The sequence below is a fragment of the Mesorhizobium koreense genome, from assembly GCF_031656215.1.
Classification (GTDB): Bacteria; Pseudomonadota; Alphaproteobacteria; order Rhizobiales; family Rhizobiaceae; genus Mesorhizobium_L; species Mesorhizobium_L koreense.
Map to the genome: position 1 here is coordinate 1,954,365 of NZ_CP134228.1, position 26,174 is coordinate 1,980,538.

At 62.4% G+C, this 26,174-nt stretch carries 21 protein-coding genes and 1 tRNA gene; 10 read left to right on the plus strand and 12 right to left on the minus strand.

What is annotated here, in order from left to right; genetic code table 11:
- Positions 1-20 precede the first annotated feature (20 nt).
- The 4 genes from nagA to RBH77_RS09310 are packed head-to-tail and all read right to left on the minus strand — an operon-like array spanning position 21 to position 3,846.
- Positions 21-1,181: an N-acetylglucosamine-6-phosphate deacetylase gene (gene nagA, locus RBH77_RS09295; RefSeq protein WP_311031839.1), complete on the minus strand. Its 1,161-nt coding sequence runs from the start codon at positions 1,179-1,181 to the stop codon at positions 21-23.
- A complete protein-coding gene (locus RBH77_RS09300; RefSeq protein ID WP_311031840.1) occupies positions 1,178-2,206 on the minus strand; it encodes an SIS domain-containing protein in 1,029 nt (342 codons plus the stop codon). Before RBH77_RS09300 ends, nagA begins: the two co-directional genes overlap by 4 nt.
- A gap of 4 nt (positions 2,207-2,210) precedes the next feature.
- Positions 2,211-2,978: a GntR family transcriptional regulator gene (locus RBH77_RS09305; protein ID WP_311031841.1), complete on the minus strand. Its 768-nt coding sequence runs from the start codon at positions 2,976-2,978 to the stop codon at positions 2,211-2,213.
- Positions 2,971-3,846, minus strand: coding sequence for a glucosamine kinase nucleotide-binding domain-containing protein (locus RBH77_RS09310; RefSeq protein ID WP_311032487.1), 876 nt, complete (start codon positions 3,844-3,846; stop codon positions 2,971-2,973). The genes RBH77_RS09305 and RBH77_RS09310 overlap by 8 nt, the downstream gene beginning before the upstream one ends.
- Positions 3,847-4,245: 399 nt before the next feature.
- On the opposite strand from RBH77_RS09310, the gene RBH77_RS09315 reads away from it, so the two are divergent.
- The 6 genes from RBH77_RS09315 (at position 4,246) to RBH77_RS09340 (ending at position 10,577) form a co-directional block, all read left to right on the plus strand.
- Positions 4,246-5,505: an ABC transporter substrate-binding protein gene (locus tag RBH77_RS09315; protein ID WP_311031842.1), complete on the plus strand. Its 1,260-nt coding sequence runs from the start codon at positions 4,246-4,248 to the stop codon at positions 5,503-5,505.
- Positions 5,506-5,576: 71 nt separating this feature from the next.
- Positions 5,577-6,497, plus strand: a complete 921-nt coding sequence (locus RBH77_RS09320; protein ID WP_311031843.1) for a carbohydrate ABC transporter permease — start codon at positions 5,577-5,579, stop codon at positions 6,495-6,497.
- A gap of 7 nt (positions 6,498-6,504) precedes the next feature.
- Complete coding sequence (locus tag RBH77_RS09325) at positions 6,505-7,344, plus strand: carbohydrate ABC transporter permease (protein WP_311031845.1); 840 nt, start codon at positions 6,505-6,507, stop codon at positions 7,342-7,344.
- Between the two features lie 50 nt (positions 7,345-7,394).
- The gene (locus RBH77_RS09330) at positions 7,395-8,408 is read left to right on the plus strand and encodes a Gfo/Idh/MocA family protein (protein ID WP_311032488.1); all 1,014 of its coding nucleotides are present in this window, start codon (positions 7,395-7,397) and stop codon (positions 8,406-8,408) included.
- Positions 8,409-8,423: 15 nt separating this feature from the next.
- On the plus strand, positions 8,424-9,422 hold the full coding sequence (locus RBH77_RS09335; RefSeq protein WP_311031846.1) for an ABC transporter ATP-binding protein: 999 nt from the start codon (positions 8,424-8,426) through the stop codon (positions 9,420-9,422).
- A 144-nt stretch (positions 9,423-9,566) separates the two neighbouring features.
- Complete coding sequence (locus RBH77_RS09340) at positions 9,567-10,577, plus strand: LacI family DNA-binding transcriptional regulator (RefSeq protein ID WP_311031847.1); 1,011 nt, start codon at positions 9,567-9,569, stop codon at positions 10,575-10,577.
- Between the two features lie 4 nt (positions 10,578-10,581).
- On the opposite strand, the gene RBH77_RS09345 is transcribed toward RBH77_RS09340, so the two are convergent.
- The 4 genes from RBH77_RS09345 to gltB form a co-directional block, all read right to left on the minus strand.
- Entirely contained in the window at positions 10,582-12,036 is a 1,455-nt protein-coding gene (locus RBH77_RS09345; protein WP_311031848.1) for a glutamate synthase subunit beta, read from the minus strand.
- 30 nt (positions 12,037-12,066) lie between these two features.
- Positions 12,067-12,477, minus strand: a complete 411-nt coding sequence (locus RBH77_RS09350; RefSeq protein ID WP_311031849.1) for a type II toxin-antitoxin system VapC family toxin — start codon at positions 12,475-12,477, stop codon at positions 12,067-12,069.
- Positions 12,474-12,740, minus strand: coding sequence for an antitoxin (locus tag RBH77_RS09355; RefSeq protein WP_311031850.1), 267 nt, complete (start codon positions 12,738-12,740; stop codon positions 12,474-12,476). Before RBH77_RS09355 ends, RBH77_RS09350 begins: the two co-directional genes overlap by 4 nt.
- A 63-nt stretch (positions 12,741-12,803) precedes the next feature.
- The gene (gltB, locus tag RBH77_RS09360; RefSeq protein WP_311031851.1) at positions 12,804-17,522 is read right to left on the minus strand and encodes a glutamate synthase large subunit; all 4,719 of its coding nucleotides are present in this window, start codon (positions 17,520-17,522) and stop codon (positions 12,804-12,806) included.
- A gap of 400 nt (positions 17,523-17,922) precedes the next feature.
- Between gltB and RBH77_RS09365 the strand changes: the two genes are divergently transcribed.
- On the plus strand, positions 17,923-18,972 hold the full coding sequence (locus RBH77_RS09365) for a threonine aldolase family protein (RefSeq protein ID WP_311031852.1): 1,050 nt from the start codon (positions 17,923-17,925) through the stop codon (positions 18,970-18,972).
- 84 nt (positions 18,973-19,056) lie between these two features.
- Here the strand turns inward: RBH77_RS09365 and RBH77_RS09370 are convergent, their stop codons facing one another.
- The gene (locus RBH77_RS09370) at positions 19,057-19,527 is read right to left on the minus strand and encodes an Hsp20 family protein (protein ID WP_311031853.1); all 471 of its coding nucleotides are present in this window, start codon (positions 19,525-19,527) and stop codon (positions 19,057-19,059) included.
- Positions 19,528-19,975: 448 nt separating this feature from the next.
- On the opposite strand from RBH77_RS09370, the gene RBH77_RS09375 reads away from it, so the two are divergent.
- Entirely contained in the window at positions 19,976-20,932 is a 957-nt protein-coding gene (locus RBH77_RS09375) for an alpha/beta fold hydrolase (RefSeq protein ID WP_311031854.1), read from the plus strand.
- A 13-nt stretch (positions 20,933-20,945) separates the two neighbouring features.
- Here the strand turns inward: RBH77_RS09375 and hisN are convergent, their stop codons facing one another.
- The gene (gene hisN / locus RBH77_RS09380) at positions 20,946-21,719 is read right to left on the minus strand and encodes a histidinol-phosphatase (protein WP_311031855.1); all 774 of its coding nucleotides are present in this window, start codon (positions 21,717-21,719) and stop codon (positions 20,946-20,948) included.
- A 230-nt stretch (positions 21,720-21,949) separates the two neighbouring features.
- The gene (locus RBH77_RS09385; RefSeq protein ID WP_311031857.1) at positions 21,950-22,840 is read right to left on the minus strand and encodes an N-formylglutamate amidohydrolase; all 891 of its coding nucleotides are present in this window, start codon (positions 22,838-22,840) and stop codon (positions 21,950-21,952) included.
- Between the two features lie 209 nt (positions 22,841-23,049).
- Here RBH77_RS09385 and cpdR point away from each other — a divergent pair, with 209 nt between their 5' ends.
- Entirely contained in the window at positions 23,050-23,412 is a 363-nt protein-coding gene (gene cpdR / locus RBH77_RS09390) for a cell cycle two-component system response regulator CpdR (RefSeq protein ID WP_311031858.1), read from the plus strand.
- A gap of 130 nt (positions 23,413-23,542) precedes the next feature.
- Positions 23,543-23,617, plus strand: a tRNA-Val gene (locus RBH77_RS09395).
- A 1,013-nt stretch (positions 23,618-24,630) separates the two neighbouring features.
- Here RBH77_RS09395 and RBH77_RS09400 read toward each other — a convergent pair.
- Positions 24,631-26,148: an aldehyde dehydrogenase family protein gene (locus RBH77_RS09400; protein ID WP_311031859.1), complete on the minus strand. Its 1,518-nt coding sequence runs from the start codon at positions 26,146-26,148 to the stop codon at positions 24,631-24,633.
- Between the last annotated feature and the right edge of the window lie 26 nt (positions 26,149-26,174).

The window sequence follows — 26,174 nt, forward strand, 5'->3', positions numbered from 1 at the left end:
CCACGCCTTCGCAGCACGCCTCATCCCCGCTGGACGCGCTTTCCCTCGATCCAGACGCTTTGCACCTCAAGCGCATCGGAGAGGTGCACGAAAGATGCGGGACGGCCTTCGCCGATGCGGCCGAGGCGATGCTCCTGACCAACTGCCTCGGCGGGATAGAACGAGGCCATGCGCAGCGCTTCTTCGAGCGGCAGGCCGATCTCCCGATGCATGAAGCGGACAGCCGAGATCATGTCGAGATCAGCACCGGCAAGCGTGCCGTCGGCAAGGGTGAGCCGGCCACCTTCGCGGCGGATGGTGCGGCCGTTCAGTGTGAATTCGGTCATATCCGTGCCGATGGTCGCCATGGCGTCGGTAACAAGGAAAATCCGGCCGGGGCCGCGTTTCGCCCGCAAGGCAATGGCGATGGCGTGGCGGTCGACATGGAAGCCGTCGGCGATCAGGCCGGCCGATATCCCGCCTGAATCGAGTGCTGCCCCGACCATGCCCGGCTCGCGGTGCTGAAGTTGGCTCATGGCGTTGAAAAGGTGGGTCATCTGGCGCGCCCCGGCTTCGATCGCGGCGCGGGCCGTGGCGAAACCGGCATCGGAATGGCCGAGGCTGACAACGATGTCGGCGCCTGCCAGCGCGGCGATCTGCTGCGGCGTCACCGTTTCCGGCGCCACAGTCGTCATCAGGGCCGGCATAGAGCTTCTGGCGTTTACCAGGCGATCAAGATCGGCTTTCTCCATCGGCCGGATCAGATCCGGATCGTGCGCGCCCTTCCGGCTCAAGGAAAGATGCGGGCCTTCGAGATGGAGGCCGAGAAAACCGGGCACCTTCTCGCGTGCCGCCGCTGCGCCTGCTTCCAGAGTGGCGGCCGTCGTCTCCGGCGTGTCGGTGATGAGCGTCGGCAGAAGGGAAGTCGTGCCGAAGGGAGCGTGCGCGGCGCAGATGCGGCGGATCGTTTCGACGGACGGATCGTCGTTCAGCATGACGCCGCCGCCGCCATTGACCTGAAGGTCGACGAAGCCCGGTGCGAGCAAGCCGCCGGGGAGGTCGATCGTTTCGGCATCCGCCGGCACGGTGGCCGTCGCAATGATGCCCTCGACCGTCTCTCCAGACACGAGCAGCGTCTTGCCGTCGTGCCAGTCCTCTCCGTCGAAGATGCGGGCGCCCCTTACGGCGAGAATAGAACTCATCTCGTCTCCGTCACCTTGCGCAGATGGGTCGGGTGATCGGGATCGAGCCCGCGCCGCCGGGCGAAGGCTTCGATGAAGGCGTAGAAGGAGACGATGAGGGCGAGCGGGTCGGTGAGCGTGTGGCCGGTCGCGGTGAAGGGCAGCCGTCTCGCCGAAAAGGCGGTATCGCTGGTGACGAAGACTGCCGCGCCTTTATCCGTCAGTTCGTCGGCCGCTCCCACGATCGAGTGCTCGGCGGCATCGCGCGCGGCAAGCGCCAGCACCGGGAAGCCGCCGCCAACGATCGAGACGGGGCCGTGCATCACTTCCGCGGAACTGTAGGCCTCGGCATGGACCGACGAGGTCTCCTTGAACTTCAACGCCGCCTCGCCGGCGATGGCGAGCGAAGGGCCGCGACCCAGGATGAAGAGCGATTCATGGTCGTCGGTCGCCTCGCAAAGCGTGCTCCAGTCGCAATTGCGTGCCGCCTCTAATTGGCCGGGGAGGGCGCCGAGGGCGCGGCGCAGGCGGTCATCCTCGATACACTCGGCCAGAAGCGCGAGGCCGGCGACGACGGAATTTACGAAAGTCTTGGTGGCGGCCACGCTGCGTTCGGCCCCTGCAAGGATGTCGATGACCTCGTCGCAGGTATCCGCCAGCGGCGAACCGGCTGTGTTGGTGAGCGCGATGGCAAGCGCGCCGCCTTCCCTTGCCGTTTCGGCCATCTTGACGATGTCGGGGCTCTTGCCGGATTGCGAAATGGCGATGCAGGCGGCGCGGTCGAGCTTCAGACGCGCACCGAAGATCGAGGCGATCGACGGACCGAGCGAGGCGACCGGGATGCCTGCGGAAAGTTCGGCTGCGTATTTCAGATAGTTCGCGGCATGGTCGGAAGAGCCACGCGCGACCGTAGCGATCAGCGCCGGGTCCTTGTCGCGTAGCCGCCTCCCGGCCCTGGCGATCGTGGCGGCGGAACGGTCGAGGAACGTAGCCACCGCATCCGGTATGCCGGCAATCTCCTGTTGCATGAAGGTCGGTGCGTTCATCTTCCTACCTGCCGTCGCCGAGCCTGAGTTCCGCCATGAAATCGTAGGCATCGCCCCGATAGCGCGAGCGGGTGAATTCGATCACCTTGCCCGATGCCAGATAGGCGATGCGCTCGATATTCAGCGTGGCGGAGCCCGGCGGCACGCCGAGCAGTTCGGCATCCTCCTTGTCGAGCAGGGCGGCGGAGAGGCGCTGGATGGCGCGGACGGGCCGGTTGCCGTTCTTTTTCAGGCAGGCATAAAGCGAATTTTCCACGGACGAAGGATCGGGAAGCGTGGCTTCGGCAAGCGAAGCGCGCTCGATGGCGAGCGGCGTTCCATTAGCGAGCCTGAGCCGCTCGACGCGAGCCACACGGTCGGTCGCCGACAGGCCGAGCGTCAGCATCTCTTCCGGCGAGGGCGGATAAAGCCCCCTGGCGAGCCACACCGATTCCGCCCTCATGCCGCGGCGGGCCATGTCCTCCGTGAAGGAAGTGAGCGAGGAGAGCGATTGCTGCACACGCTCCACCCTCGGCGCAACGAAAGTTCCCGATCCGTGGCGCTGGATAAGCAGCCCGTCGCCGACGAGGCTCTGCACCGCCTTGCGCACGGTGACGCGCGAGACATCGGCAAGTTCGGCGATGTCTCGCTCGGAAGGCAGCGCGTCGCCAGGCTTCAGGACGCCGCCTTCTATCGCTTTCGATATGTTGTTCCTGAGCGACAGATAGAGGGGACCGTCCGCCACAGGGGCGCGGCCCTGCCTGGAGAAGATCGCCTGCCTTAGATCATCCATGGCGGCGCGCCTCCGCTCCGTGGAAGCGCTGGAGCGCCAGCCCGAGTGCGCCTTCCAGCGCGTCGCCCCGTGGTTCTTTCACCAATTTGCGGAAACGCGGGCCGAGGAACGGTTCATAAAGCCTTGCCAGACCGCCGAGCAGGCAGAGCCGGTCGCAATCCGGCGGCATAATGGCCTTCAAGGCCTCTTCGATGCTGCGCACGGCACCCTCGATCAATGCGTTGCCGATCGGATCGCCGCGCTCGGCATACTCAAAAACGAGCGGGGCGAAGGTGCCGAATTCGCCGGGTCGTGCCATATGTGCGTATTCCACCAGCGTTTGCGGATCGTCCTCGAAACGCCGAAGGACCTCGCTTGTAAGCGCCGAGCCGTGGTGAACATTGTCGTGCGCAAGCAAGGCTTCCTGGAGGAGCGCCCTGCCGACGCGCGCGCCGCTGCCGAGATCCCCGACCATGAATCCCCAGCCGCCAACGCTGCGGATCGCTCCCTTGCTGCGCGCCATGAAGATCGAGCCGGTCCCCAGGATCGCCATGGCGCCGTCCTCCGTGCCAAGCGCACCGTTCAGCGCGATCAGGGCGTCCGTTTCCACGATCGAGTGTTCGAAGGGGAGAACAGCGCGAATGCGCTCGCCGTAATTGCCGATATTGGCGCCGGCGAGGCCGAGCAGGGCGCCGGAGGAGCGAATGACATCGGGCGCCAGCCCGGCATCGCGGCATGCGGCCTCGGCCGCGGCAACGATGTTTTTGCAGGCGCCTTCCATATCCGTCATGATGTTGGCGGAGCCGGCCTTGCCGCGGCCGAGCATGACGCCATCGCCGTCCGCGACCAGCGCCCTGCAGCTTGTTCCGCCGCCATCGATGGCGATCATGTGATCCACACGACGATCCTCCTGCGATCATCATACCAATTAACTACCAATAACCAAGTCCCGATTTTCGGAAAGCCGTATTTGTCCTCTATCTATTTGATATAACATTGAATCCACCAAGTTTCTGCGGCGGCGCTCCAAAAAATTGTTAACGATCACTGGACAAGTGGTATTTTTTTGGCATCATAATCAACGGTCTGGAGGATCGCGTGGCCGGCCGGCCGCACGAACAGGGAGGTCTGAAGCCTTTTTGAAAGGCGGAGCCCGCCGGGACGGCGGAAGCCGCCGATAGAATTCTCGAACGTACCGGGGAACGACAGTCGCCGGCGCTTCGATGATCGAGGGGAGCCACGGCTCCGGCAAGACCGGCGGATGAACGCCGTTAACAGGGAGATTGACATGAAGAAGAATTCCATCCGGCTGATGCTTCTGGCGTCGAGCCTTTTCGGATCGGCGAGCCTCGCCTATGCCGACAGCGTGACGCTCACCATCGAGAGCTGGCGCAACGACGATACGCAGGTCTGGCAGCAGCAGATCATCCCAGCCTTCGAGAAGGCCAATCCGGACATCAAGGTCGTTTTCGCCGCCGCCGCGCCGACCGAATACAACGCGGCCCTCAACGCCAAGCTGGCGGCCGGCTCGGCGGGCGACCTCATCACCTGCCGTCCGTTCGATGCCTCGCTCGACCTCTTCAAGAAGGGCTATCTGACTTCGGTCAACGATCTGAAGGGCATGGACAATTTCTCCGATGTCGCTAAGGCGGCCTGGCAGACGGACGATGGCAAGACGACGTTCTGCGTCCCAATGGCCTCGGTCATCCATGGCTTCATCTACAACAAGGATGCCTTCGACGAGCTCAAGATCACGCCGCCCAAGACGCATGACGAGTTCATGGAGGTGCTCAAGAAGATCAAGGACGACGGTACCTATACACCGCTCGCCATGGGCACCAAGGACCAGTGGGAAGCCGCGACGATGGGCTGGGAGAATATCGGCCCGGACTACTGGAAAGGCGAGGAAGGCCGCAAGGCATTGATCGCCGGCACGGCGAAGCTGACCGATCCGGCCTTCGTCGAGCCCTTCAAGGTGCTCGCCGGCTGGGCGCCTTATATGGGCGACGGCTATCAGGCGCAGTCCTATCCCGACAGCCAGAACCTCTTCACGCTTGGCCGTGCGGCGATCTATCCGGCCGGCTCATGGGAAATCTCGGTGTTCAACAAGCAGGCGCAGTTCAAGATGGGCGCGTTCCCGCCGCCGCTGCCGAAGGAAGGCGACACCTGCTACATCTCTGATCAACCCGACCATGCGCTCGGCATGAACGCCAAGTCAGCGCATCCCGAAGCGGCGAAGAAATTCCTCGAATGGGTCGCGTCGAAGGATTTCGCGGAGATCTACGGCAACGCGCTGCCGGGCTTCTTCCCGCTCACCAAGGAGAAGGTCGAACTGAAGGATCCGCTCGCCAAGGAATTCCTGAGCTGGCGCGAGAGCTGCAAGCCGACCATGCGCGCCACCTACCAGATACTGTCGCGTGGTACGCCGAACCTCGAGAACGAGAGCTGGGGCGCCTCGGCCAACGTGATCAATGGCACCGAGACGCCGGAGGTAGCCGCGAAAAAGCTCCAGGACGGGTTGGATAGCTGGTATCATCCGGGCAAGTAATCTTGGGCAACACATCCGCCCGGTCGCCAGCGCGGCCGGGCGGATCGTTCAAATCGAGCAGCGGGGACGGGATGGCGGTCGCGCGCAAGCAGACACGTTGGCATATCGCCATATTCCTGGCGCCGGCGCTTATCGTCTATACGGCCATCATGATCCTGCCGCTCTTCGGCACGCTGCAGCTTTCACTTTTCCGCAACATCGACCAGAAGCAGGTCTTCGTCGGCCTCGACAATTTCAGGGCGCTGTTCGGCGACCCACACTGGTCGGGGGCCTTCTGGAACGCCTTCAAGAACAACGTCTGGTTCTCGCTCATCCACATGCTGGTGCAAAACCCGATCGGCATCCTGCTGGCGGCGCTGCTTTCAAGCAACAAGCTGAGATTCCGTGCTTTCTATCGCACCGCGATCTTCGTGCCGACCATCCTCTCCTTCGTGATCGTCGGCTTCGTGTGGAAGCTGATCCTGTCGCCGCTCTGGGGAATTGCACCGATGCTGCTCAAGGAGGTTGGCCTGCGCAGCCTCTTCCATCCGTGGCTCGGTGTTCCGGACACGGCGCTGACCACGGTTGCGCTGATCTCGGTCTGGCAGTTCGTCGGCATTCCCATGATGCTGATCTATGCCGCGCTCCTGTCGATCCCTGACGAGGTGATTGAGGCGGCCGAATGCGATGGCATCACCGGCATGGCGCAGTTCTGGAAGATCAAGCTGCCGTTGATCCTGCCGTCGATCGGCATCATCTCGATCCTGACCTTCGTCGCCAATTTCAACGCCTTCGACCTGGTATATGTCACCCAGGGCGCGCTTGGCGGGCCGAATTTCTCGACCGATATCCTTGGCACGTTCCTCTATCGAACCTTCTTCGGCTTCCAACTCCAGCTCGGCGACCCGAATATGGGCTCGGCGATCGCCTCGATGATGTTCTTCATCATCCTCATCGGTGTCTGCTTCTATCTTTTCGCCATCCAGACGCGGCTCCGCCGCTATCAGTTCTGAGGCCGCGATGAACAAGGCGCGCACCTCCATCCCACGCGCAATCGCGGCACATGCGATCCTGATCGTCTATACGGTGATCGCGCTCTTCCCCGTGCTGATCGTCGTGGTGAACTCGTTCAAGTCGCGTGGCGCGATCTTCCGCGCGCCGCTTTCGCTGCCCGGCCCGCAGACCTTCGACCTGATCGGCTATACGACGGTCATGTCGCAGGGCAATTTCCCGCTCTATTTCTGGAACAGCCTCGTCGTCACGGTGGTCTCCATCTTCCTCGTGCTCCTGTTCGGCGCCATGGCGGCTTTCGCGCTTGCCGAATACCGCTTCCGCACCAACACGCTGATGGGGCTCTATCTCGCGCTCGGCATCATGATCCCGATCCGGCTCGGCACGGTGGCGATCCTGCAACTGATGGTGGCAAGCGGGCTGGTCGATACGCTGACTTCGCTGGTCCTCGTTTATACGGCGCAGGGTATCCCTCTTGCCGTCTTCATCCTGTCGGAATTCATGAAGCAGGTTTCCGACGATTTGAAGAATGCCGGGCGCATCGATGGCTTGAGCGAATACCGCATCTTCTTCCGCCTCGTGCTGCCGCTGGTGCGGCCGGCGATGGCGACGGTCGCCGTCTTCACCATGATCCCGATCTGGAACGACCTTTGGTTTCCGCTGATCTTGGCGCCCTCGGAAGCCACCAAGACGGTGACGCTCGGCGCGCAGCTTTTCCTCGGCCAGTTCGTCACCAACTGGAATGCCGTGCTGGCGGCGCTGTCGCTCGCCATCCTGCCAGTGCTTGTCCTTTATCTCATCTTCTCGCGACAGCTCATCCGCGGGATCACCTCGGGAGCGGTGAAGTGAACGACGGATCACTAGAGCCGGTGAGGGTGCTTGTCGCCGGGCTCGGCAATATGGGCCGCAGCCATGCGCTCGCCTATCGGCGCAATCCTGGCTTCGAGATCGTCGGGCTCGTCAACCGCTCGGCAATCGATTTGCCTGAAGAGTTGAGTCCTTACCGTATCTTCCTGGATTTTCTCAAAGCGCTGCGCGAACTCCACCCGGAACTCTGCTCCATCAACACCTATTCCGACAGCCATGCCGACTATGCCGTGGCGGCGATGGAAGCCGGCTGCCACGTCTTCGTGGAGAAGCCGCTCGCCACGACGGTGGAGGACGCCGAGCGCGTGGTAGCCGCCGCGAAGGCGAACGGCCGCAAGCTCGTCATCGGTTACATATTGCGGCACCACCCATCATGGGCTCGGCTGATCGCCGAGGCGCGGGCGCTCGGCGGCCCTTACGTCTTCCGCATGAACCTCAACCAGCAATCGAGCGGGGTCACCTGGGCGACCCACAAGCAGCTCATGCAGACCACATCTCCAATCGTCGATTGCGGTGTGCACTACGTCGACGTGATGTGCCAGATCACCGATGCGAGGCCGGTCGAAGTGCGTGGCATGGGACTTAGGCTATCCGACGAGATCGATCCGCCAATGTACAATTACGGGCATCTGCAAGTGCTGTTCGACGACGGATCGGTCGGCTGGTACGAAGCCGGCTGGGGGCCGATGATCTCGGAGACGGCCTTCTTCGTGAAGGATGTGATCTCGCCCAAAGGCTGCGTGTCCATCGTCATGGACGAGGGCGCCAGATCGGACGACATTGACACTCATACCAAGACTTCGACCATCCGGCTGCACAAGGCCGAACTCGACCCGGACGGCGGTTTTTCCAAGCCGGACGAATTGCTTCGGATGGAAGGCGAACCGGGGCACCAGGAATTGTGCGAGCGCGAGCAGGCTTTCGTGCTGAAGGCCATCCGCGAGGATCTGGACCTGACGCGCCATATGGAAGACGCGGTGCAATCGCTGCGCGTCTGTCTTGCTGCCGACGAGAGCGTGCGTACAGGCCAAGCGGTCAAATTATAAGCAGGGAATGAATTCTTGGGTTCGCTGACACTTGAAAACATCCGCAAATCCTTCGGCAAGGTCGATGTGCTGAAGGGCATCGACCTCGACGTGAAGGACGGCGAGTTCGTTACCTTCGTCGGGCCGTCGGGCTGCGGGAAATCAACGCTGCTCAGGGTCATTGCCGGACTTGAGGATGCGACCGACGGCAGTGTGCGGATCGACGGCGAGGAGGTCATGACGGTGCCGCCGGCCAAGCGCGGCATCGCCATGGTGTTCCAGTCCTATGCGCTCTACCCGCACCTGAGCGTCCGCGACAATATGGGGCTCGGGCTGAAGCAGGCGGGTACGCCGAAGGGCGAGATCGAGGCGCGTGTCAGGGCCGCGACCTCGATGCTGTCGCTTGACGACTATCTCGAAAGGCGACCGTCCGAGCTTTCCGGCGGGCAACGGCAGCGCGTCGCCATCGGGCGCGCGATCGTGCGCAAGCCGAAGCTCTTTCTGTTCGATGAGCCGCTTTCCAATCTGGACGCGGCGCTAAGGGTCAATACCAGGCTCGAAATCGCCCGGCTGCATCGCGAGCTCAAGGCGACGATGATCTACGTCACCCACGATCAGGTCGAGGCGATGACGCTCGCCGACCGCATCGTCGTCCTCAACAAGGGCGTGGTCGAGCAGGTCGGCTCGCCGATGGAACTCTACAACAACCCGGCAAACCTCTTCGTGGCGGGCTTTATCGGCTCGCCCCATATGAATTTCATCGAGGGTTCCAGGCTCGGCGAGAGCGCCGCGACCGTCGGCATTCGACCGGAACATATCTCGGTTGCCCGGGATGACGGCAAATGGAAGGGTTCCGTGCTCCATGCCGAGCATCTCGGCGCTGATACGATCCTTTATCTCAGCACCGAGACCGCCGGCTTCGTCACGGCGCGCCTGTTCGGTGAACATCGTTTCGGCGCCGACGACGTGCTATATGCCTCGCCCGATCCTGCGCGCATCTATCGTTTCGGGGCGGACGGACGCGTCCTGGCCTGATACGCTGCGGCCTGGTGCTGCGAGGTTTCCGGAATATTGTACCGGCGGCTGAAATCACGGTATCAAGTCAGCCGGGCGTACTGATGTTCCGGGGAAATGACCATAACCAAACGCAGACGGACGAGAGGCTCGCGCGGTCCAACGATGCTGGACGTGGCAGCGGCGGCGCGTGTTTCGGTCGCCACCGTGTCGGCAGCCGTCAACGGCACGGCGGTGGTGAGTCCGGAACTTACGGCGCGTATCGAAAAGGCCATTCGCGACATCGGCTACAAGCGCAACACGATAGCGCGCAGCCTAAAGATGGGTACGACGCGCACGATCGGCCTGACCGTTGCCGACATCACCAACCCGTTCTTCACGGATGTGGTGGCGGCTATCCAGGAGGTGCTGCATAAGGCCGGCTATGCGGTCATGCTGTGTTCGAACGACGAAGATATCGAAATGCAGGACGAGCAGATCCAGCTCCTCCTCGACCGCATGGTAGACGGGCTTATCATCGCGCCGGCCGGCGACGACGCCAATCTGGAGCGTATCCTGTCCGGCACGAATGTGCCTGCCGTTGTGATCGACCGGATCTGCGATGGTGTCGATACGGATGCTGTCGTGCTCGACAACGAGCAGGGGGTGTTCGACGCGGTGACCTACCTTCTCGGACTTGGCCATCGACGCATCGGCTATATTTCGGGACCCCTCGACACATCGACCGGGCGTGATCGCCTGACCGGCTACAAGCGCTCTCTCGAAGCGGTCGGCGTCGCCTATGAGGAGGCGCTGGTGCGCCGTGGCGACTACCGGGAGGCCGAAGCCTACCGACTGGCAATGGAACTGCTGACACTGCCGGAGCGGCCGACGGCGATCTTCGCGGCCAACAATCTAATGGTCATCGGCGTCATGAAGGCGCTGCGCGACCTCGCCCTGTCATGTCCGGAGGATGTTTCGGTCGCCTGCTTCGACGATTTTCCCTGGGCGGATGTCTTTCACCCGCAATTGACGACGGTCGCGCAGCCCGTCCAGGCCATCGGCGAACATGCGGCGCGGCTCATCTTGGACAGGCTTGAGCGCAAGATGGACGACCCGCCGCGACGACTGGTTCTCCAGGGCCGGCTGACGGTGCGCAATTCCTGCCGGCCCCTATTATCAAATGCAGGCTCGTGAAAGACTATCGCGGCAGAACGGTCGATCCCATAAGGAACTCGTCGACCGAGCGCGCCGCCTGGCGTCCCTCGCGGATCGCCCAGACAACCAGCGACTGGCCGCGCCGCACATCACCGGCGACGAAGAGCTTGTCGACGCTGGTGCGGTAGTCGATTTCGTTGGCGGCGACGTTGAGAGAGCCGCGACGGTCCTTGTCCATCTTGAGCGCGTCGCCGAGTTCGCCGACGACGCCCTGGCTCAAAGCCCCTGCGAAGCCGATGGCAATGAAGGCGAGGTCGGCGCGGATGAAGAAGTCCGTGCCTTCGACCGGCTTGCGCCTCTCGTCAACCTCACAGCATTTCACGGCCGTCAGCGTTCCTTCCTCACCGACGAATTCGAGCGTGGCGATCTGGAATTCCCGCTCGACGCCTTCGGCTTGAGAGGATGAGGTGCGCATCTTTGTCGCCCAGTAGGGCCACACCGTCAGCTTATCCTCGCGCTCGGGCGGCTGCGGGCGGATGTCGAGCTGGGTCACGCGCACCGCCCCCTGACGGAAGGCGGTGCCGATGCAGTCCGACGCCGTATCGCCGCCGCCGACGACCACGACATGCTTTCCGCCAGCCAGGATAGGCTCTTCCGGCCATGCTCGCGACTGGATGTCCTCTCCGGCGACGCGACGGTTCTGCTGCACCAGATAGGGCATGGCGTCATGAACGCCGTGAAGCTCCGTGCCGGGGATACCGGCCGGCCGAGGTATTTCGGACCCGCCGCAATAGATCACCGCGTCATATTCGGCGAGAAGTTCGGCAACCGGTTTGTCCACGCCGATATTGACGCCGCAGAAGAAGGTGACGCCTTCGCCGTTCATCTGGACCACGCGGCGGTCGACATGGTGCTTCTCGATCTTGAAGTCGGGGATGCCATAACGCATCAGGCCGCCAGGCCGGCTCTCGCGCTCGTAGACATGTACGTCATGGCCACTGCGGCCAAGCTGCTGGGCGGCGGCCATGCCGGCCGGGCCGGAGCCGATGATCGCGACTTTCTTGCCGGTCTTGTGATCCGGCGGATAGGGCCTGAGGTAACCCAGTTCATACGCTTTGTCGGCGATCGCGTGCTCGATCGTCTTGATGGCGACCGGGATATCCTCGAGGTTCAGCGTGCAGGCCTCCTCGCAGGGCGCCGGGCAGATGCGGCCCGTCCAGTCGGGGAAATTGTTGGTGGAGTGGAGGTTGCGGATCGCATTCTCCCAATCGCCGGCATAGACGAGGTCGTTCCAGTCGGGGATCTGGTTGTGGACCGGGCAGCCGGTCGGCCCATGGCAATAGGGCACGCCGCAATCCATGCAGCGCGCGGCCTGTTTCTCGACCTCCTTGTCCGACATCGGCAGCGTGAACTCGCGGAAATGCCGGATGCGGTCGGAAGCCGGCTGGAACTTGTGCACCTGCCGGTCGATCTCGAGAAAGCCTGTAACCTTGCCCATGGGAATTCCGACCTCATTGGGTAACTAAATTTACGACTGCATTTGCAGCCAGTTTTCAACTTTCAGCCCGGGAACCCGGGAAAACTCGCCTACATTCGCCGTCACCAGTGTCGCATCCAGCGCTAGAGCATGGGCGGCAATCAGCATGTCGTTAGGGCCGATCGGCCAACCTCGCTTCTTCAGGTGCGCCCTGAGAGAACCATAGTGGTGGTCGGCGGGCTGTTCGAACGGCAGGACAGGCAGCACCGAAAGCACCTGTTTCACCTGCGCTGTCAGCCGCTTGCTCTGCTTCAACTCCAGACCGTATTCGATCTCGCTATTGACGATGATGCTGGTCGCCACATTACCCGGACCAACCTGGACGATCCTGCGGGCAACGGGACCTTTCGGCTCATCAACAAGGTTTGACACCGCATTCGTGTCCAGCAGATAAAGGGTCACAGCTTGATATCGTCCAGCGGCAGTAGATCGCTGTCGTCAATATCAGGAAATCGATCTTCAGGGCCAAGCGGCTCCAGCGTCGCGAGGACCTCAAGCAGCGTCGGCTTCTTCCTGATTTCCTCCACGATCAGCTTTCCCTTTTCATCGCGGGTAATCCGAACCTCGTCACCTTCGAATTCGAACTCCTTCGGTATTCGCACCGCCTGGCTGCGCCCGTTGCGAAACAGGCTGGCCGTACGGACATCTTTGTCATGTGCGTTCATGGAGATCTCCATCTGGCATATGCTAAAACATATGCCAGATGTTTCATCGGTTCAACAAAATCCCTATTCCGCCGCCACGCTCATGCGCAGGCGCTCCATCTCCTGGAGCGCACGGCGGTATTCGACCGGCATGATCTTGCGGAATTTCGGGCGGTAGTCGGCCCAATGGTCGAGGATCGTCTTTGCCCCCGTCGAGCCGGTGAAATGCAAATGGTTGGCGATCAGCTGGTAAAGGCGCTCCTCGTCGTGGCTGGTCATGTCGCCGGAGACGTCCACACGGCCCTTGTGGTCGATGTCACCGCCATGATGGAGGAGCTTCTCCAGCATGTCGTCCTCTTCTGGGACGGGCTCCAGTTCGACCATGGCCATGTTGCAGCGGTCGGCGAAATCGCCTTCCTCGTCGAGCACATAGGCAACGCCGCCCGACATGCCGGCGGCAAAATTACGCCCCGTCTTGCCAATTACGACCACAATGCCGCCCGTCATATATTCGCAGCCATGGTCGCCGACGCCCTCGACGACGGCGGCGGCACCTGAATTGCGTACAGCGAAGCGTTCGCCGGCAACGCCGCGGATATAGCACTCGCCCTCGGTCGCGCCATAGAGCACGGTATTGCCGACGATGATGGATTCCTCGGCGACGATCCGGGCATCCTCGGCCGGGCGGATGATGAGACGGCCGCCGGAAAGGCCCTTGCCGACATAGTCGTTGCCGTCGCCGATCAGCTCGAAGGTGACGCCGCGCGCTAGGAAGGCTCCGAAGGACTGGCCGGCCGTGCCGATCAGCTTCACGGAGATCGTGTCGTCCTTCAGCCCCTTGTGGCGGTGGCGCTTGGCGACCTCGCCTGAGAGCATCGCGCCAGTCGAACGGTCGCCATTGCGGATCGGCATTTCGATCTTTACCGGCAGCTTCGATTCAAGCGCGGGCGCGGCCTTCTCGATCAGCTTGCGATCGAGAACGTCGTCGATCGGGTGCTTCTGGCCTTCCGTGTGGTAGATCGCTTCCTTCGGCGCGTCGGGTTTGTAGAAGACCCGCGAGAAGTCGAGCCCCTTCGCCTTCCAATGCGCGATCAGCGCCTCCTTCTCGAGCAGGTCCGACTGCCCGATGATCTCGTCCAGTCTGCGGAAACCGAGGTCGGCCAGAAGCTGCCGCACTTCCTCGGCGACATAGAAGAAGAAGTTGATGACGTGCTCCGGCTGACCCTTGAAGCGCTTCCTCAGCACGGGGTCCTGCGTCGCCACGCCGGTCGGGCAGGTGTTGAGGTGGCACTTGCGCATCATCACGCAGCCGGCGGCTATCAGCGGCGCTGTCGCGAAGCCGAACTCGTCGGCGCCCAGCATCGCTCCGATCACGACATCACGGCCGGTCCTCAAGCCTCCGTCGACCTGAAGCGCCACGCGGCTGCGCAGCCTGTTCAGCACCAGCGTCTGGTGCGTTTCGGCAAGGCCCATCTCCCAGGGCGAGCCGGCATTCTTGATGGAGGTAAGCGGCGAGGCGCCGGTGCCGCCGTCGTAACCGGAGATGGTGATGTGGTCGGCGCGCGCCTTGGCGACGCCGGCCGCGACCGTGCCGACGCCGACCTCGGAGACGAGCTTCACCGAAATATCGGCCGTCGGGTTGACGTTCTTCAGGTCGTAGATGAGCTGCGCCAGGTCCTCGATGGAATAGATGTCGTGGTGCGGCGGCGGTGAGATCAGGCCCACGCCGGGCGTCGAGTGGCGCACCTTGGCTATCGTTGCATCGACCTTGTGGCCCGGCAACTGACCGCCTTCGCCGGGCTTGGCGCCTTGTGCGACCTTGATCTGCATCATGTCGGAATTGACGAGATATTCCGCCGTCACGCCGAAGCGGCCGGACGCCACCTGCTTGATGGCGGAGCGTTCCGGATTGGCCGAGCCGTCGAAAAGCGGCAGGTAGCGGTCCGGCTCCTCGCCGCCTTCGCCGGTGTTCGACTTGCCGCCGATGGCGTTCATGGCGCGCGCCAGCGTCGTATGCGCCTCTCTGGAGATCGAGCCGAAGGACATGGCGCCGGTCGAGAAGCGTCTGACGATCTCCGATGCCGGCTCGACCTCTTCGAGTGGCACAGGCCTGCGCCCTGCTTCCTCGGCCGTCCGGATGCGGAACAGGCCGCGAATGGTCTGGGCCTCCGCGGTGCGGCTGTCGATCTGGGCCGAATAGTCCTTGAAGGTCTGCCAGGAACCGGTTCTGACCGCGTGCTGCAGGGTCGCGACCGTGTCCGGCGACCAGATATGCGCCTCGCCACGCATGCGGTACATATAGTCGCCGCCGACCTCCAGCGCATGCTGGAGAACCGGATCGTCGCCAAAAGCGTCGGTGTGCCGACGAACGGTTTCCGTCGCTATTTCCTTCAGCCCGACGCCCTCGATCGTGGTGGCGGTGCCGGTGAAGTATTTCTCCACGAAATCGCTCTTCAGCCCGACCGCGTCGAAGATCTGCGCGCCGCAATAAGACTGGTAGGTCGAGATGCCCATCTTGGACATGACCTTGAGGATGCCCTTGCCGATCGACTTGATGTAGCGGGTGACCACCTCGTTTGCGTCCACCTCCGGCGGGAAATAGCCGATGCGGTGCATCTCGGTCAGCGTATCGAAGGCGAGATAGGGGTTGATCGCTTCCGCGCCGTAGCCGGCAAGGCAGCAGAAATGATGGATTTCGCGCGGCTCGCCCGATTCCACCACGAGGCCGACAGAAGTCCTGAGCCCCTTGCGGATCAGGTGATGGTGGACGGCCGCGGTGGCGAGCAGTGTCGGGATGTCGATCCGATCCGGCCCAATCTGGCGGTCGGAAAGGATGATGATGTTGTAGCCGCCGGCAACCGCCGCTTCGGCCCGCTCGCACAGGCGATCGATCGCCGCCGGCATGCCGGCCGCGCCCTCGTTGGCGGCATAGGTGATGTCGATCGTCTTGGTGTCGAAGCGATCCTCGGTGTGGCCAATGGAACGGATCTTCTCCAGATCGCCATTGGTCAGGATCGGCTGGCGCACTTCGAGCCGCTTGCGCCGCGACGAGCCGACAAGGTCGAAGATGTTCGGCCTAGGCCCGATGAAGGAGACGAGGCTCATCACCAGTTCCTCGCGGATCGGGTCGATGGGCGGGTTGGTCACCTGCGCGAAATTCTGCTTGAAATAGGCGTACAGCATCTTCGGCTTGTCGGACATTGCCGCGATCGGCGTGTCCGTGCCCATGGAGCCCACAGCCTCCTGGCCGGTGGTCGCCATCGGCGCCATCAGAAGCTTCAGATCCTCCTGCGTGTAGCCGAAGGCCTGCTGGCGGTCGAGGAGCGAGACGTCCCTTCTAAGCGCACGCGGCTCGACCGGCTTCAAATCCTCCAGGATGAGCTGGGTGTTGGCAAGCCAGGTCTTGTAGGGATGCTTCGCGGCGATCTCGGACTTCACCTCCTCGTCGGAGACGATGGCGCCCTTTTCGATGTCGATCAAAAGCATCCTGCCGGGCTGTAACCGCCACTTCCGGACGATATGCTTTTCCTCCACCGGCAGGACGCCGGCCTCGGACGCCATGATGACGCGGTCGTCGTCGGTGACGATGTAGCGGGCGGGGCGCAGGCCGTTGCGGTCGAGCGTCGCGCCGATCTGGCGGCCGTCGGTGAAGGCGACGGCGGCAGGTCCGTCCCAGGGCTCCATCAGTGCCGCGTGGTACTCATAGAAGGCCTTGCGGTCGGGCGTCATCGACTTGTTGCCGGCCCAGGCTTCCGGGATGAGCATCATCATCGCGTGGGCCAGCGAATAGCCGCCCTGCCAGAGGAATTCGAGCGCGTTATCGAAGCAGGCGGTGTCCGACTGGCCCTCGTAGGAGATCGGCCAGAGCTTCTGGATGTCGTTGCCGAACAGTTCCGAATCGACGGAGGCCTGACGCGCGGCCATCCAGTTGACGTTGCCGCGCAGCGTGTTGATCTCGCCATTGTGGGCGATCATCCGGTAGGGATGGGCGAGCTTCCAGGACGGGAAAGTGTTGGTCGAGAAGCGCTGGTGGACGAGGATGAGTGCCGATTCGAACAGCGGATCGGACAGGTCCCTGTAATAGGCACCGACCTGATAGGCGAGGAACATCCCCTTGTAGACGATGGTCCGCGCCGACATAGACACACAATAGGAGCCGATATCGCGCTTGCCGTGCTCGTCATAGATGCGACCGGAGATCACCTTGCGCAGGATGTAGAGCCGGCGCTCGTACTCGTCGTCGCTGGTGATGGTCTCGGGGCGGCCGAAGAAGGCCTGCTGGTGGAAAGGCTCCGCAGCGACGATCTCGGGTGCCCTGGAAAGCGAGGAATTGTCGACCGGTACGTCGCGGAAACCGAGCAAGGGCATGCCTTCCGCCTGAGCGGCGTCGCGGATGATCGAGCCGACATGGGCGCGCAATTCCGCATCCTGCGGCATGAACCAGTGGCCGACGCCATAATGGCCGACCGGCGGCAACTCGATCCCCTGCTTCGCCATTTCGGCCTTGAAGAAGCGGTCGGGAATCTGCACCAGCACGCCGGCACCGTCGCCCATCAGCGGATCTGCGCCGACCGCGCCGCGATGAGTGAGGTTCTCGAGCATCTGCAGCCCGTCCTCGATGATCCCGTGCGACTTCACACCCTTCATCTGGACGATGAAGCCGACGCCGCAGGCATCGTGCTCGTTCTTCGGATCGTAGAGGCCCTGTCGCGCGAAGCCGTCTCGGCCCGTTTTCGACGCAAACGCTTTCGCCTGCGCCGCCGGCATCGCACCAGGCATCACAGAGGGCGTCACGTCCGTCATCCTCTTAATCTCCGTTTTGTTGCCGCTATCGCGGGTTGGATCGTGCCCAGATTGTATCTGGAATGCGCCTTCACCCTGAAGGGGCACCACTCCATGCGAAAATCCGGAAGGCGTCACTATACGCCAATCCGGCCATCCGGGAACGCGATCAAATAAGACAGTGTTGCTGTCCTATTTCAGCTATGACAGAAAACCACCAACCGTACAAGACGGAAATGGAAAAAAGTTCGGGAAGAAACGCAAGTTAATTTCGTGAAGCGGGGTCATTCCGCATGTTCGTTTCGCCAGCGGCTCGGCCGTCTGTCGACAGAAAAGCACTTTCGGGCTTTGCCTGTGGCTCTGTGGTGTGAAAAGAGCTACCCGGGTTTGCCTCCCTTATGAACAGCATGGATCGTTCGATATGCATTTTGCCTCAGACAATTGGGCCGGCGCCCATCCGAAGATCGCCGGGAATCTTGTGCAGCACGCCGCGGGCTTCGCGACGGCCTATGGCGCAAGCGACCTCGACAAGGCTGTGGAAAAGACCTTCTGCGAGATTTTCGAGCGCGAGGTTGCCGTCTTTTTCGTCGCGACGGGGACCGCAGCCAACTCGCTTTCCGTAACGTCGATGAGCCGGCCGGGCGGGCTCGTCTTCGCGCATCGCGAAGCGCACCTGATCGAAGACGAATGTGGAGCGCCAGAATACCTTTCCGGCGGCACCCGCCTTCATCCGGTCGATGGAGACGCCGGACGCGTGGAGGCTGCGAAGCTTGCTGCCGCGATCGGACAGTTCGATCCCGTCTTCGTCCATGCCGGTCAGCCGGTCGGCGTCTCGATCACCCAATCGACAGAGATCGGAACGGTCTACAGCCTTGCCGAGATCGAGGCGATCGCCGGAATCTGCCGCGACCACGGGCTGCCGCTTCATATGGACGGCGCGCGCTTCGCCAACGCGCTCGTCTCGCTCGATACGACGCCGGCCGAAATGACATGGCGGCGCGGCGTCGATCTCGTCTCCTTCGGCGGCACCAAGAATGGCTGCTGGTGCGCCGAGGCGCTGGTGGTGCTGGACCCGGCGAAGGCAGGCGAAATCCCTTTCATCCGCAAGCGTGCCGCCCAGCTCTTTTCCAAATCGCGCTTCATCGCGGCGCAGTTCCAGGCCTATTTCGAAGACGGCCTGTGGCTGGAGGCGGCGCGCCACTCCAACGCCATGGCCGCGCGGCTCGCCGGACATTTCACTGCATCCGGCAAGGTCCGGCTGGCGTGGAAGCCTCAGGCCAATGAAGTGTTCGGCATCATGACGAAGGAGACGGTCGGGATGCTTCAGGCGAAGGGCGCGATCTTCCATCCATGGAAGCCGCCGCACAGCTTTTCGGGAAAGATCGGGGAAGGCGAGACGCTTTGCCGCTTCGTCGCCAGCTTCGCGACGAGCGAAGAGGAGGTCGATCGTTTCGGCGCACTTATCGCCTGACCGGCCTTCCTGGGATCGGGCGCAAAATAAGGAAACGGCGCCCCGAAGGGCGCCGCCGAAATGCACAAGCCGTAGAGGCGTTCGTCAGGCCGCGGCCTTCGCCTCGATCTGCTTGCCCTCTTTGTCCTTGGCCGCGGAGATCGCGATCTTCCGGGGCTTCAGCTCTTCGGGAATATTCCGCTTGAGGTCGATATGCAGGAGGCCGTTCTTCAACTCGGCGCCCTTCACCTCGACATGGTCGGCAAGCTGGAAGCGGCGCTCGAAGGCGCGGCTGGCAATGCCGCGATAGAGGAACTCAGCGCTGTCGCCGTTCTCTTCCTCGTTCTTCTCGCCCTTGATGGTCAGCACGTTGCGGTGCGCCTCGAGCGATATCTCCTTGTCGGAGAAGCCGGCGACCGCCATCGAAATGCGATAGGCGTCCTCCCCGGTGCGCTCGATATTGTAGGGCGGATAGGTCTGCGCGCCTTCCGGTGTCGCAAGCTGGTCGAGCATCGAGAAAAGGCGGTCGAAACCGACGGTCGAACGATAGAAGGGTGAAAAATCAACAGGACGCATGGTCTGTTCTCCTTTGAGCAACATGGTTTTGCGTTTGGACGCTGGTGAAAGCCCTTCCTGGCGCTTCCGAACGTCCAGCGGCCCCATAGGGCGACCGCACTCCTGATTTGGGTGGGCGCAAATCCGATTTCAAGGCCGTTTCAGCCATGGGCGGCGGCCGCGAGAAAATGAACGGCACATGAACCGCCGCTTCGGATGACGTTCAGCCCTCCCTTCGTAAATTGCAGCCGAATTTGCAGGAATGGCCCGTTGCGGAAATGAACCGGGCCCACGCGAATGCCGGCCGGGTGCAACGTCCCTTCCACCCGGTTCGTCAGGGGCCGGAAGCTGCCTGGGCGGCGCTTCCGGCTTTCCTTCGATGATCTCCCGACGCCTTTGCTTTTCCCCGTTAGCGCTTTATCAGGTGACTTCCGGTCACCCGGCACATGATTACCGGCCTAGGGGAAAGATGACGGACCTGCTTTTCGACAGTCCCGGCAATCCACTGCCTGAGAACGCCGCCGCCGACACGTTCACGACGCGCGACGGCAAGCGCATACGCTATGCGCTTTTCGGCACGACGGAACGGCCCCTGCGCGGCACCGTCATCCTGCTTCAAGGCCGCAACGAGTGCATCGAGAAGTATTTCGAGACGATCAGGGATTTGCAGAAGGCGGGCCTCGGCGTGGCCACTTTCGACTGGCGCGGGCAGGGCGGGTCGCAGCGCCTGCTCAGGAATCCACGGCGCGGCCATGTCCGTCGTTTTGGCCATTACGTCACGGATCTGGAGCAATTCTACCAGGATATCGTGCTGCCGGACTGCCGCCTGCCGCTTTTTGTCCTGGCGCATTCGACCGGCGCGCTGATCGCGCTGCTGGCGGCGCCGGGCATGGTCAACCAAGTCCAGCGCATGGTTCTTTGCGCACCGCTTTTCACGATCTCCGGTCTGCCTTTTTCAATGCGTGCCGTGAGGCGCCTGACGGGCCTTCTGAGATTGCTGGGCGGGGGAGGGATGCAGCTCGGCGGTCGCCGGAGCGATGAATTGCCTTTGTTCGATGGAAACGTCCTGACCAGCGATCCGGAGCGCTTTCGCCGCAACGTGGCGATCTACGAACAGCATCCGGAACTGGCGCTTGGGAGCCCCTCGATCGCCTGGGTCAATGCCGCCTGCAAGGCGGCCGCCACGGCTACCGACAGCGAATTCCTCGCCGGGGTCCACATTCCGGTCCTCTTCATCGCCGCCGGCGCCGACAGGGTGGTATCGACGCGCACGATCGAGGATTGCGCGCGGCGCATGCGATCGGCCTCTCTTCTCACGATCGACGGCGCGCGCCACGAGATCCTGCAGGAGGCGGATATCTATCGCGAGCAGATGCTAGCGGCCGCGAAGGCTTTCATGCTTGGCGAGGTAACGGCAGGGGCCTGAACCGGGTGCTCGATCAGGCTTGCAGCATTTTGCGGGCGGCGGTGTGCAGTTCCGGCGTTGCCGCCGCGACGATGTCGCCGCCTGCTTCGGCCGGACCGCCGTCCCATGCGGTGATCACGCCGCCGGCCATTTCGATGATCGGTACGAGCGCGGCGATGTCGTAAGGCTGAAGCCCCGCTTCCACGACTAGGTCGATATTGCCGGCGGCCAGCATGGCATAGGCGTAGCAATCCGTGCCGTAGCGTGCCAGACGAACGCGGCTTTCGAGATCGTCGTAGATTTTCCTCTTGCCGCCCGGAAACAGCGCCGGCGTGGTGGTGCAAAGCGTGGCGTCGGCGAGATCGGTCGTTCCGCGTGTGGAGAGGGCGCGCGTCCCGCCCGGCCCCTCATAGGTGGACCGGCCGTCGGCCGCGAAGAAGAATTCGCCGGTGAAGGGTTGCGACATCATGCCGGCGACAGCATTGCCGCCATCCGTCAGCCCTACGAGCGTTCCCCATAGCGGCATGCCCGAGATGAAGGAGCGCGTGCCGTCGATGGGGTCGATAATCCAGCGCAGCGGGCTAGCCTCGTTTTCGAGGCCATGTTCCTCGCCGAGGATGCCGTGATCGGGGAATTCCTCGCGAATCAAGCGCCGTATGGCCTGCTCGGCCTCGCGGTCGGCCTCGGTGACCGGGTCGAAACCCTCGACATATTTGTTGGCGACCGCGCCGTTCCGGCGGAAGCGCGGCAGGGTCTCCGCGGCCGCGACCTCGGCGATCCGGCGCATGAAGGCGGCTGTGACGATCATGGGCGAATCCTTTGAAGCAGGAGTTGGATGGTCCGCTTCCGATATTTCAATGGTTGATAAAGTTCAAACGGCGCTTGACATTTGTGCAATGCAACATAAAGTCGAGATCAGGCAGGTTAGTCCTGCTTATGCCCTCCTTGGGCGTTTCCTCCCTAGACCTCGACCGCGTCGCGCAAGCGTCGCGGTCTTTTTTGTGACGCGGGACGTCGTCGAAACTTCGGGCCTCGTCTCTATTCCGCGGCGAGCGGCAGCGGCATGAGCAGATCCGGTGGCATTTGCATCAGCCGCGCCACGAGCGCGGTGAGGTCGCTGGCCAGCGCCAGGAAGCCAGCCGATTTCTCGAAGGTGCGCTCGTTCATATAGAGCCCGCGATTGACCTCGATCTGAACGGCGTGAAGCCCCTCCGAGGGCCTGCCGTAATGTTCGGTGATGAAACCACCGGCATAGGGCTTGTTGTGGACCACCCTGTAACCCATGGCCGCCAGTGTTTCGATCGTGCAGTCCGTCAGGGCGGCCGCGGCCGATGTGCCGAAGCGGTCGCCGATAATGAAGTCGGGCCTGATGCCACTCTCGCCGACCCGGATGCCGGCCGGCATGGAGTGACAATCGATCAGCACCGCGTAGCCGAAACGCATATGAGTCATGGATAGCAGGCGCTTCAATTGTTCGTGGTAGGGTTTGTAGATGCCGTCGATGCGGCTCACGGCCTCCTGAAGCGGCAGACGGCGGAAATAGATATCCTGGCCCTCGCCGACGATGCGCGGAACGGTGCCCAGACCGCCGGCTACGCGCGGCGAGCGGATATTGCAGAAAGGCGGGACGGGCTCGGCGAACATGCGAGGGTCGAGTTCCCAGGGCTCGCGATTGACGTCGAGATAGGCACGCGGGAAATGCGCCGCCAGCATCGGCGCGCCGAGCGCCATGGCGCCGGCGAAGAGTTCGTCGACGAAACTGTCCTCCGAACGCCTGATCGCGTTGCGGTCGAGCCGCGACATCGCCAGGAAACGCTCGGGATAGTGCCGGCCGCTATGCGGCGAACTAAGGACGAAAGGAAATTTCTGGCCCGGCGCGCCGCGCACCTCGAAGGCCTGGTCGACTGAGAAATCGGGTGCGGCTGTCATCGAGAAAGGCTGCTTTCCTTACGCGGGTCGTTCATTCCTGGAGCGTGCCATCTGGCGCATGGAGTGTCCAGTGGTGCCTTGGGCGATACGGACCGGACCGGGAATCGATGCCCGCGCATTCACTTGATGTTTACCCAACGTTCTTCATATAAGGGCGGTGGACGACGCGCCGTCTTCCGGGCGGCCGTTTCGAGATTCGGACGGGATAAATGGTACGCATTCTTCTGGCTGAAGACGACGACGATATGCGCCGTTTTCTGGTCAAGGCGCTGGAGCGCGCCGGCTACGACGTCAGTGATTTCGATAATGGGGCCAGCGCTTACGAAAGGCTGCGCGAAGAGCCGTTTTCGCTTCTTCTCACCGATATCGTCATGCCGGAGATGGACGGAATCGAACTGGCGCGGCGGGCGACAGAGATCGATCCGGATTTGAAGGTGATGTTCATCACCGGCTTCGCGGCGGTGGCGCTCAATCCCGATTCAAAGGCGCCGAAAGACGCCAAGGTCCTGTCGAAGCCGTTTCACCTGCGCGATCTCGTCAACGAGGTCGGCAAGATGCTTCAGGCCGCCTGATCCGCTTCGTCTCGGGACATCGATACGATGCATTCGCGGACCGCGGCGGCAACCGCCCTGCGAACTTTTTCGGACGTTCCATCCGCTATTGACGCGAACCGTCCGGATGTGGTCTATGCGCGGCGCGAATGGGCGTGTAGCTCAGCGGGAGAGCACTACGTTGACATCGTAGGGGTCACAGGTTCAATCCCTGTCACGCCCACCATTCGGTCCTTCGATTTTCGCCGACGCCTTCCTGTCTCCAAATAGCGTAATGTTTTCGGTCGCTTGGAGCTACTGAGACTGAAGATCGTGGAACAGTCTCTCCACGAAGCCTCTATTCCAACGGTTTTCTTCGGCCCCGTCTCAGTTAGGCGCTTTGTGTGTCCACTATCTTGTGGAGGCGATGGTGGCACAATCGCCGGGATCCTCTGCGCCTGCTGAAGCGTCGGCGCGCCAAGGCGCTCTACTCCTAGCCGACGAGTAAATGAAGTGGCGTCCGCCCTTCAGCGGGACGGGTACGGTCGCCGCTTCGACGACCACATCTGCAGCGTTCTTATCGTGATTCAATTCTTCCATGGTTGTTCTCCATCAGCTTCGGCCAGCCATGACCGGCTGCCTGCACTGACACGAGCCCGCAATGCGGGCTGGAGAACTGCTCTCACATTGTCGGGCGGCGTGGAGTCGCCTTCAAGCTAACCAGCTGGACCTTGGCCTTCCCTCAGCCGACCAATGCTTGCTGCCGCACAGGTGTCCAGCGGAAAATCAGCTCGGCCAGCTCAATCATGGCCACGCGTTCCAGATACTCTTGATGCCTTAAACCCGGAGCGCCATTGCGCGGACAGTGGCTCGAACGCGCTCTCTCCGGCACGAGCCAGGGCGGCGAGTGCGACGGGCTCGACCGTATTCCCTGCTTCGCCCAGGATGGAGAGCAGCTTCAGCATCCCCTCGATCTGTCGGAGCCCCGGCTCCATATCGAAAAATGCGGTTCGCATTCGGTCGGGGCAGCCGCGTCGCTCTCATCTGCGGGCTCGACCCCATCCTCTGCCGGCCGCTTTCTCGTCATAGCGCTCTCCTCGCTACGACCAATGCTTCCTATTGACAGGAAGTCCAGTGGAATGTCCAAACCCGAGCTTGGCTCAGTGTTAGGATTGGAATGACCGCAAGGGGGCCGCTATCCGCCTGTGCGATGCCGGAGTTGTTCCCATAGATTGCTTCAAACCGTTCCCAGCGAGCCCTTCATCTATTGAGCTGCACGTAGACACTTTTTGTCGAAAGGAAGCCATCGAGCTGCTCCGGTCCCATGTCCTTGCCAAAGCCGGAGGCACCCAGGCCACCAAAGGGCATCGTTGGATCAACAAGGCCATGCGCATTGATGTAGATATTGCCAGCCTTGAGCCTTCGAGACAGCGCGATCGTTTCGTCGACGCTGTCGGAATAGATGGCGGCGGCGAGACCGTAGATGCTTGAGTTGGCCCGCTCGACAGCATCGTCGAGAGTGTTGACCCGCGATACGCCCAGCACAGGCCCGAATATTTCCTCCCGGAAAATGCCCATTTTCTCCGAGCACTGATCGAAGATCGTCGGCTGCAGGATCCCGTCTTCACGGCCGCCCCCGCCACTGCCCTCTCCTGTCACGAGCACGGCCCCTTCGGCGTGAGCGGCGTCGATGTGCTGCAAGACGCTGCTGCGGTGCGCGCTGGAGACGAGAGGCGTGATTTTCGAATTGGGATCCAGACCCGCTCCGATCGGCATGTCTTCGGCGCCGGTCCTCAGCCGCGCCAGCAACTCCTCATGAATGCTGGCGTCCGCATAGACACGAGATCCCGCGTCGCAGACCTGGCCTGAATTCATGAAGATGCCTACCAGGATCGCGCTTGCGGCTATGTCGAGGTCGGCTTTGCCGGTAACGATCACCGGCGATTTGCCGCCTAGTTCCAGCGTCAGGCGCTTCATCGTCTCAAGGGCTGTTTTCCCGACGGACGTTCCCACCCGCGTGGAACCGGTGAAGGACAACTTATCGATGCCTCGATGAGAAGCGAGCGCCTGGCCGATGACGTGCCCGTAGCCGTTGACCACATTGATGACCCCGTCCGGAAAGCCGACCTTCGAGGCCAAATGCGCAAGTCTCATCGCAGACAGGGGCGTCAACTCGGACGGTTTGCAGACGACGGTGCATCCGCATGCAAGTGCGGCGGCCAGCTTCCAGCTCAGAATCTGGAGAGGAAAGTTCCACGGGACGATCGCGGCCACGACGCCCACAGGCTCCTTGATCGTATAGGTGAAAGACTCGCCAGGTAGCGCGACCGCATTCGTCGTCCGGCCATCGAGTTTGCTGGTCCAACCGGCAAAGTATTCGAGATTTGCGATCGATCCGGGAACATCGATCAACCTGGCGTCAGAAATGGCCTTGCCGACGCCGATCGCCTCCAGATGGGCAAGGACGTCAGCGTCTGTCTCCATCGCAGCAGCCAGACGCAGAATGAGCTTCTGCCGGTCCAGCGCGGACATCTTGCCCCACGGCCCGGCGAGCGCCCCGCGGGCGGAGGCAACGGCCATGTCCACATCGGCGGCCGTTCCGTTGACGACCCCCGTCAGCCTGCTCCGCGTAAAGGGTTCGACCAGATCGATCCGGTCTGCTGTCGCTACCGTTTCCCTGCCGTCGATGAAATGGCCGATAGGGCGGTCGACGAACGAAACGACCTCCATCGGGACTCCAAACCGGGCGAAATAATCAGCTACGGCTTGCTGCATCATACCTTCTCCCCCTCGCCGGACTGCTT

Bases quoted from the DNA above. Each gene is read 5' to 3' on its own strand.
- RBH77_RS09385 (WP_311031857.1), bottom strand. From the start codon at position 22,840: ATGACAGCCGCACCCGATTTCTCAGTCGACCAGGCCTTCGAGGTGCGC.
- RBH77_RS09370 (WP_311031853.1), bottom strand. From the start codon at position 19,527: ATGCGTCCTGTTGATTTTTCACCCTTCTATCGTTCGACCGTCGGTTTC.
- RBH77_RS09330 (WP_311032488.1), top strand. From the start codon at position 7,395: ATGGGCCGCAGCCATGCGCTCGCCTATCGGCGCAATCCTGGCTTCGAG.
- RBH77_RS09340 (WP_311031847.1), top strand. From the start codon at position 9,567: ATGCTGGACGTGGCAGCGGCGGCGCGTGTTTCGGTCGCCACCGTGTCG.
- RBH77_RS09365 (WP_311031852.1), top strand. From the start codon at position 17,923: ATGCATTTTGCCTCAGACAATTGGGCCGGCGCCCATCCGAAGATCGCC.
- RBH77_RS09400 (WP_311031859.1), bottom strand. From the start codon at position 26,148: ATGATGCAGCAAGCCGTAGCTGATTATTTCGCCCGGTTTGGAGTCCCG.
- RBH77_RS09315 (WP_311031842.1), top strand. From the start codon at position 4,246: ATGAAGAAGAATTCCATCCGGCTGATGCTTCTGGCGTCGAGCCTTTTC.
- RBH77_RS09310 (WP_311032487.1), bottom strand. From the start codon at position 3,846: ATGATCGCCATCGATGGCGGCGGAACAAGCTGCAGGGCGCTGGTCGCG.
- RBH77_RS09375 (WP_311031854.1), top strand. From the start codon at position 19,976: ATGACGGACCTGCTTTTCGACAGTCCCGGCAATCCACTGCCTGAGAAC.
- RBH77_RS09320 (WP_311031843.1), top strand. From the start codon at position 5,577: ATGGCGGTCGCGCGCAAGCAGACACGTTGGCATATCGCCATATTCCTG.
- gltB (WP_311031851.1), bottom strand. From the start codon at position 17,522: ATGACGGACGTGACGCCCTCTGTGATGCCTGGTGCGATGCCGGCGGCG.
- RBH77_RS09305 (WP_311031841.1), bottom strand. From the start codon at position 2,978: ATGGATGATCTAAGGCAGGCGATCTTCTCCAGGCAGGGCCGCGCCCCT.
- cpdR (WP_311031858.1), top strand. From the start codon at position 23,050: ATGGTACGCATTCTTCTGGCTGAAGACGACGACGATATGCGCCGTTTT.
- nagA (WP_311031839.1), bottom strand. From the start codon at position 1,181: ATGAGTTCTATTCTCGCCGTAAGGGGCGCCCGCATCTTCGACGGAGAG.
- RBH77_RS09325 (WP_311031845.1), top strand. From the start codon at position 6,505: ATGAACAAGGCGCGCACCTCCATCCCACGCGCAATCGCGGCACATGCG.
- RBH77_RS09300 (WP_311031840.1), bottom strand. From the start codon at position 2,206: ATGAACGCACCGACCTTCATGCAACAGGAGATTGCCGGCATACCGGAT.
- RBH77_RS09355 (WP_311031850.1), bottom strand. From the start codon at position 12,740: ATGAACGCACATGACAAAGATGTCCGTACGGCCAGCCTGTTTCGCAAC.
- hisN (WP_311031855.1), bottom strand. From the start codon at position 21,719: ATGATCGTCACAGCCGCCTTCATGCGCCGGATCGCCGAGGTCGCGGCC.
- RBH77_RS09345 (WP_311031848.1), bottom strand. From the start codon at position 12,036: ATGGGCAAGGTTACAGGCTTTCTCGAGATCGACCGGCAGGTGCACAAG.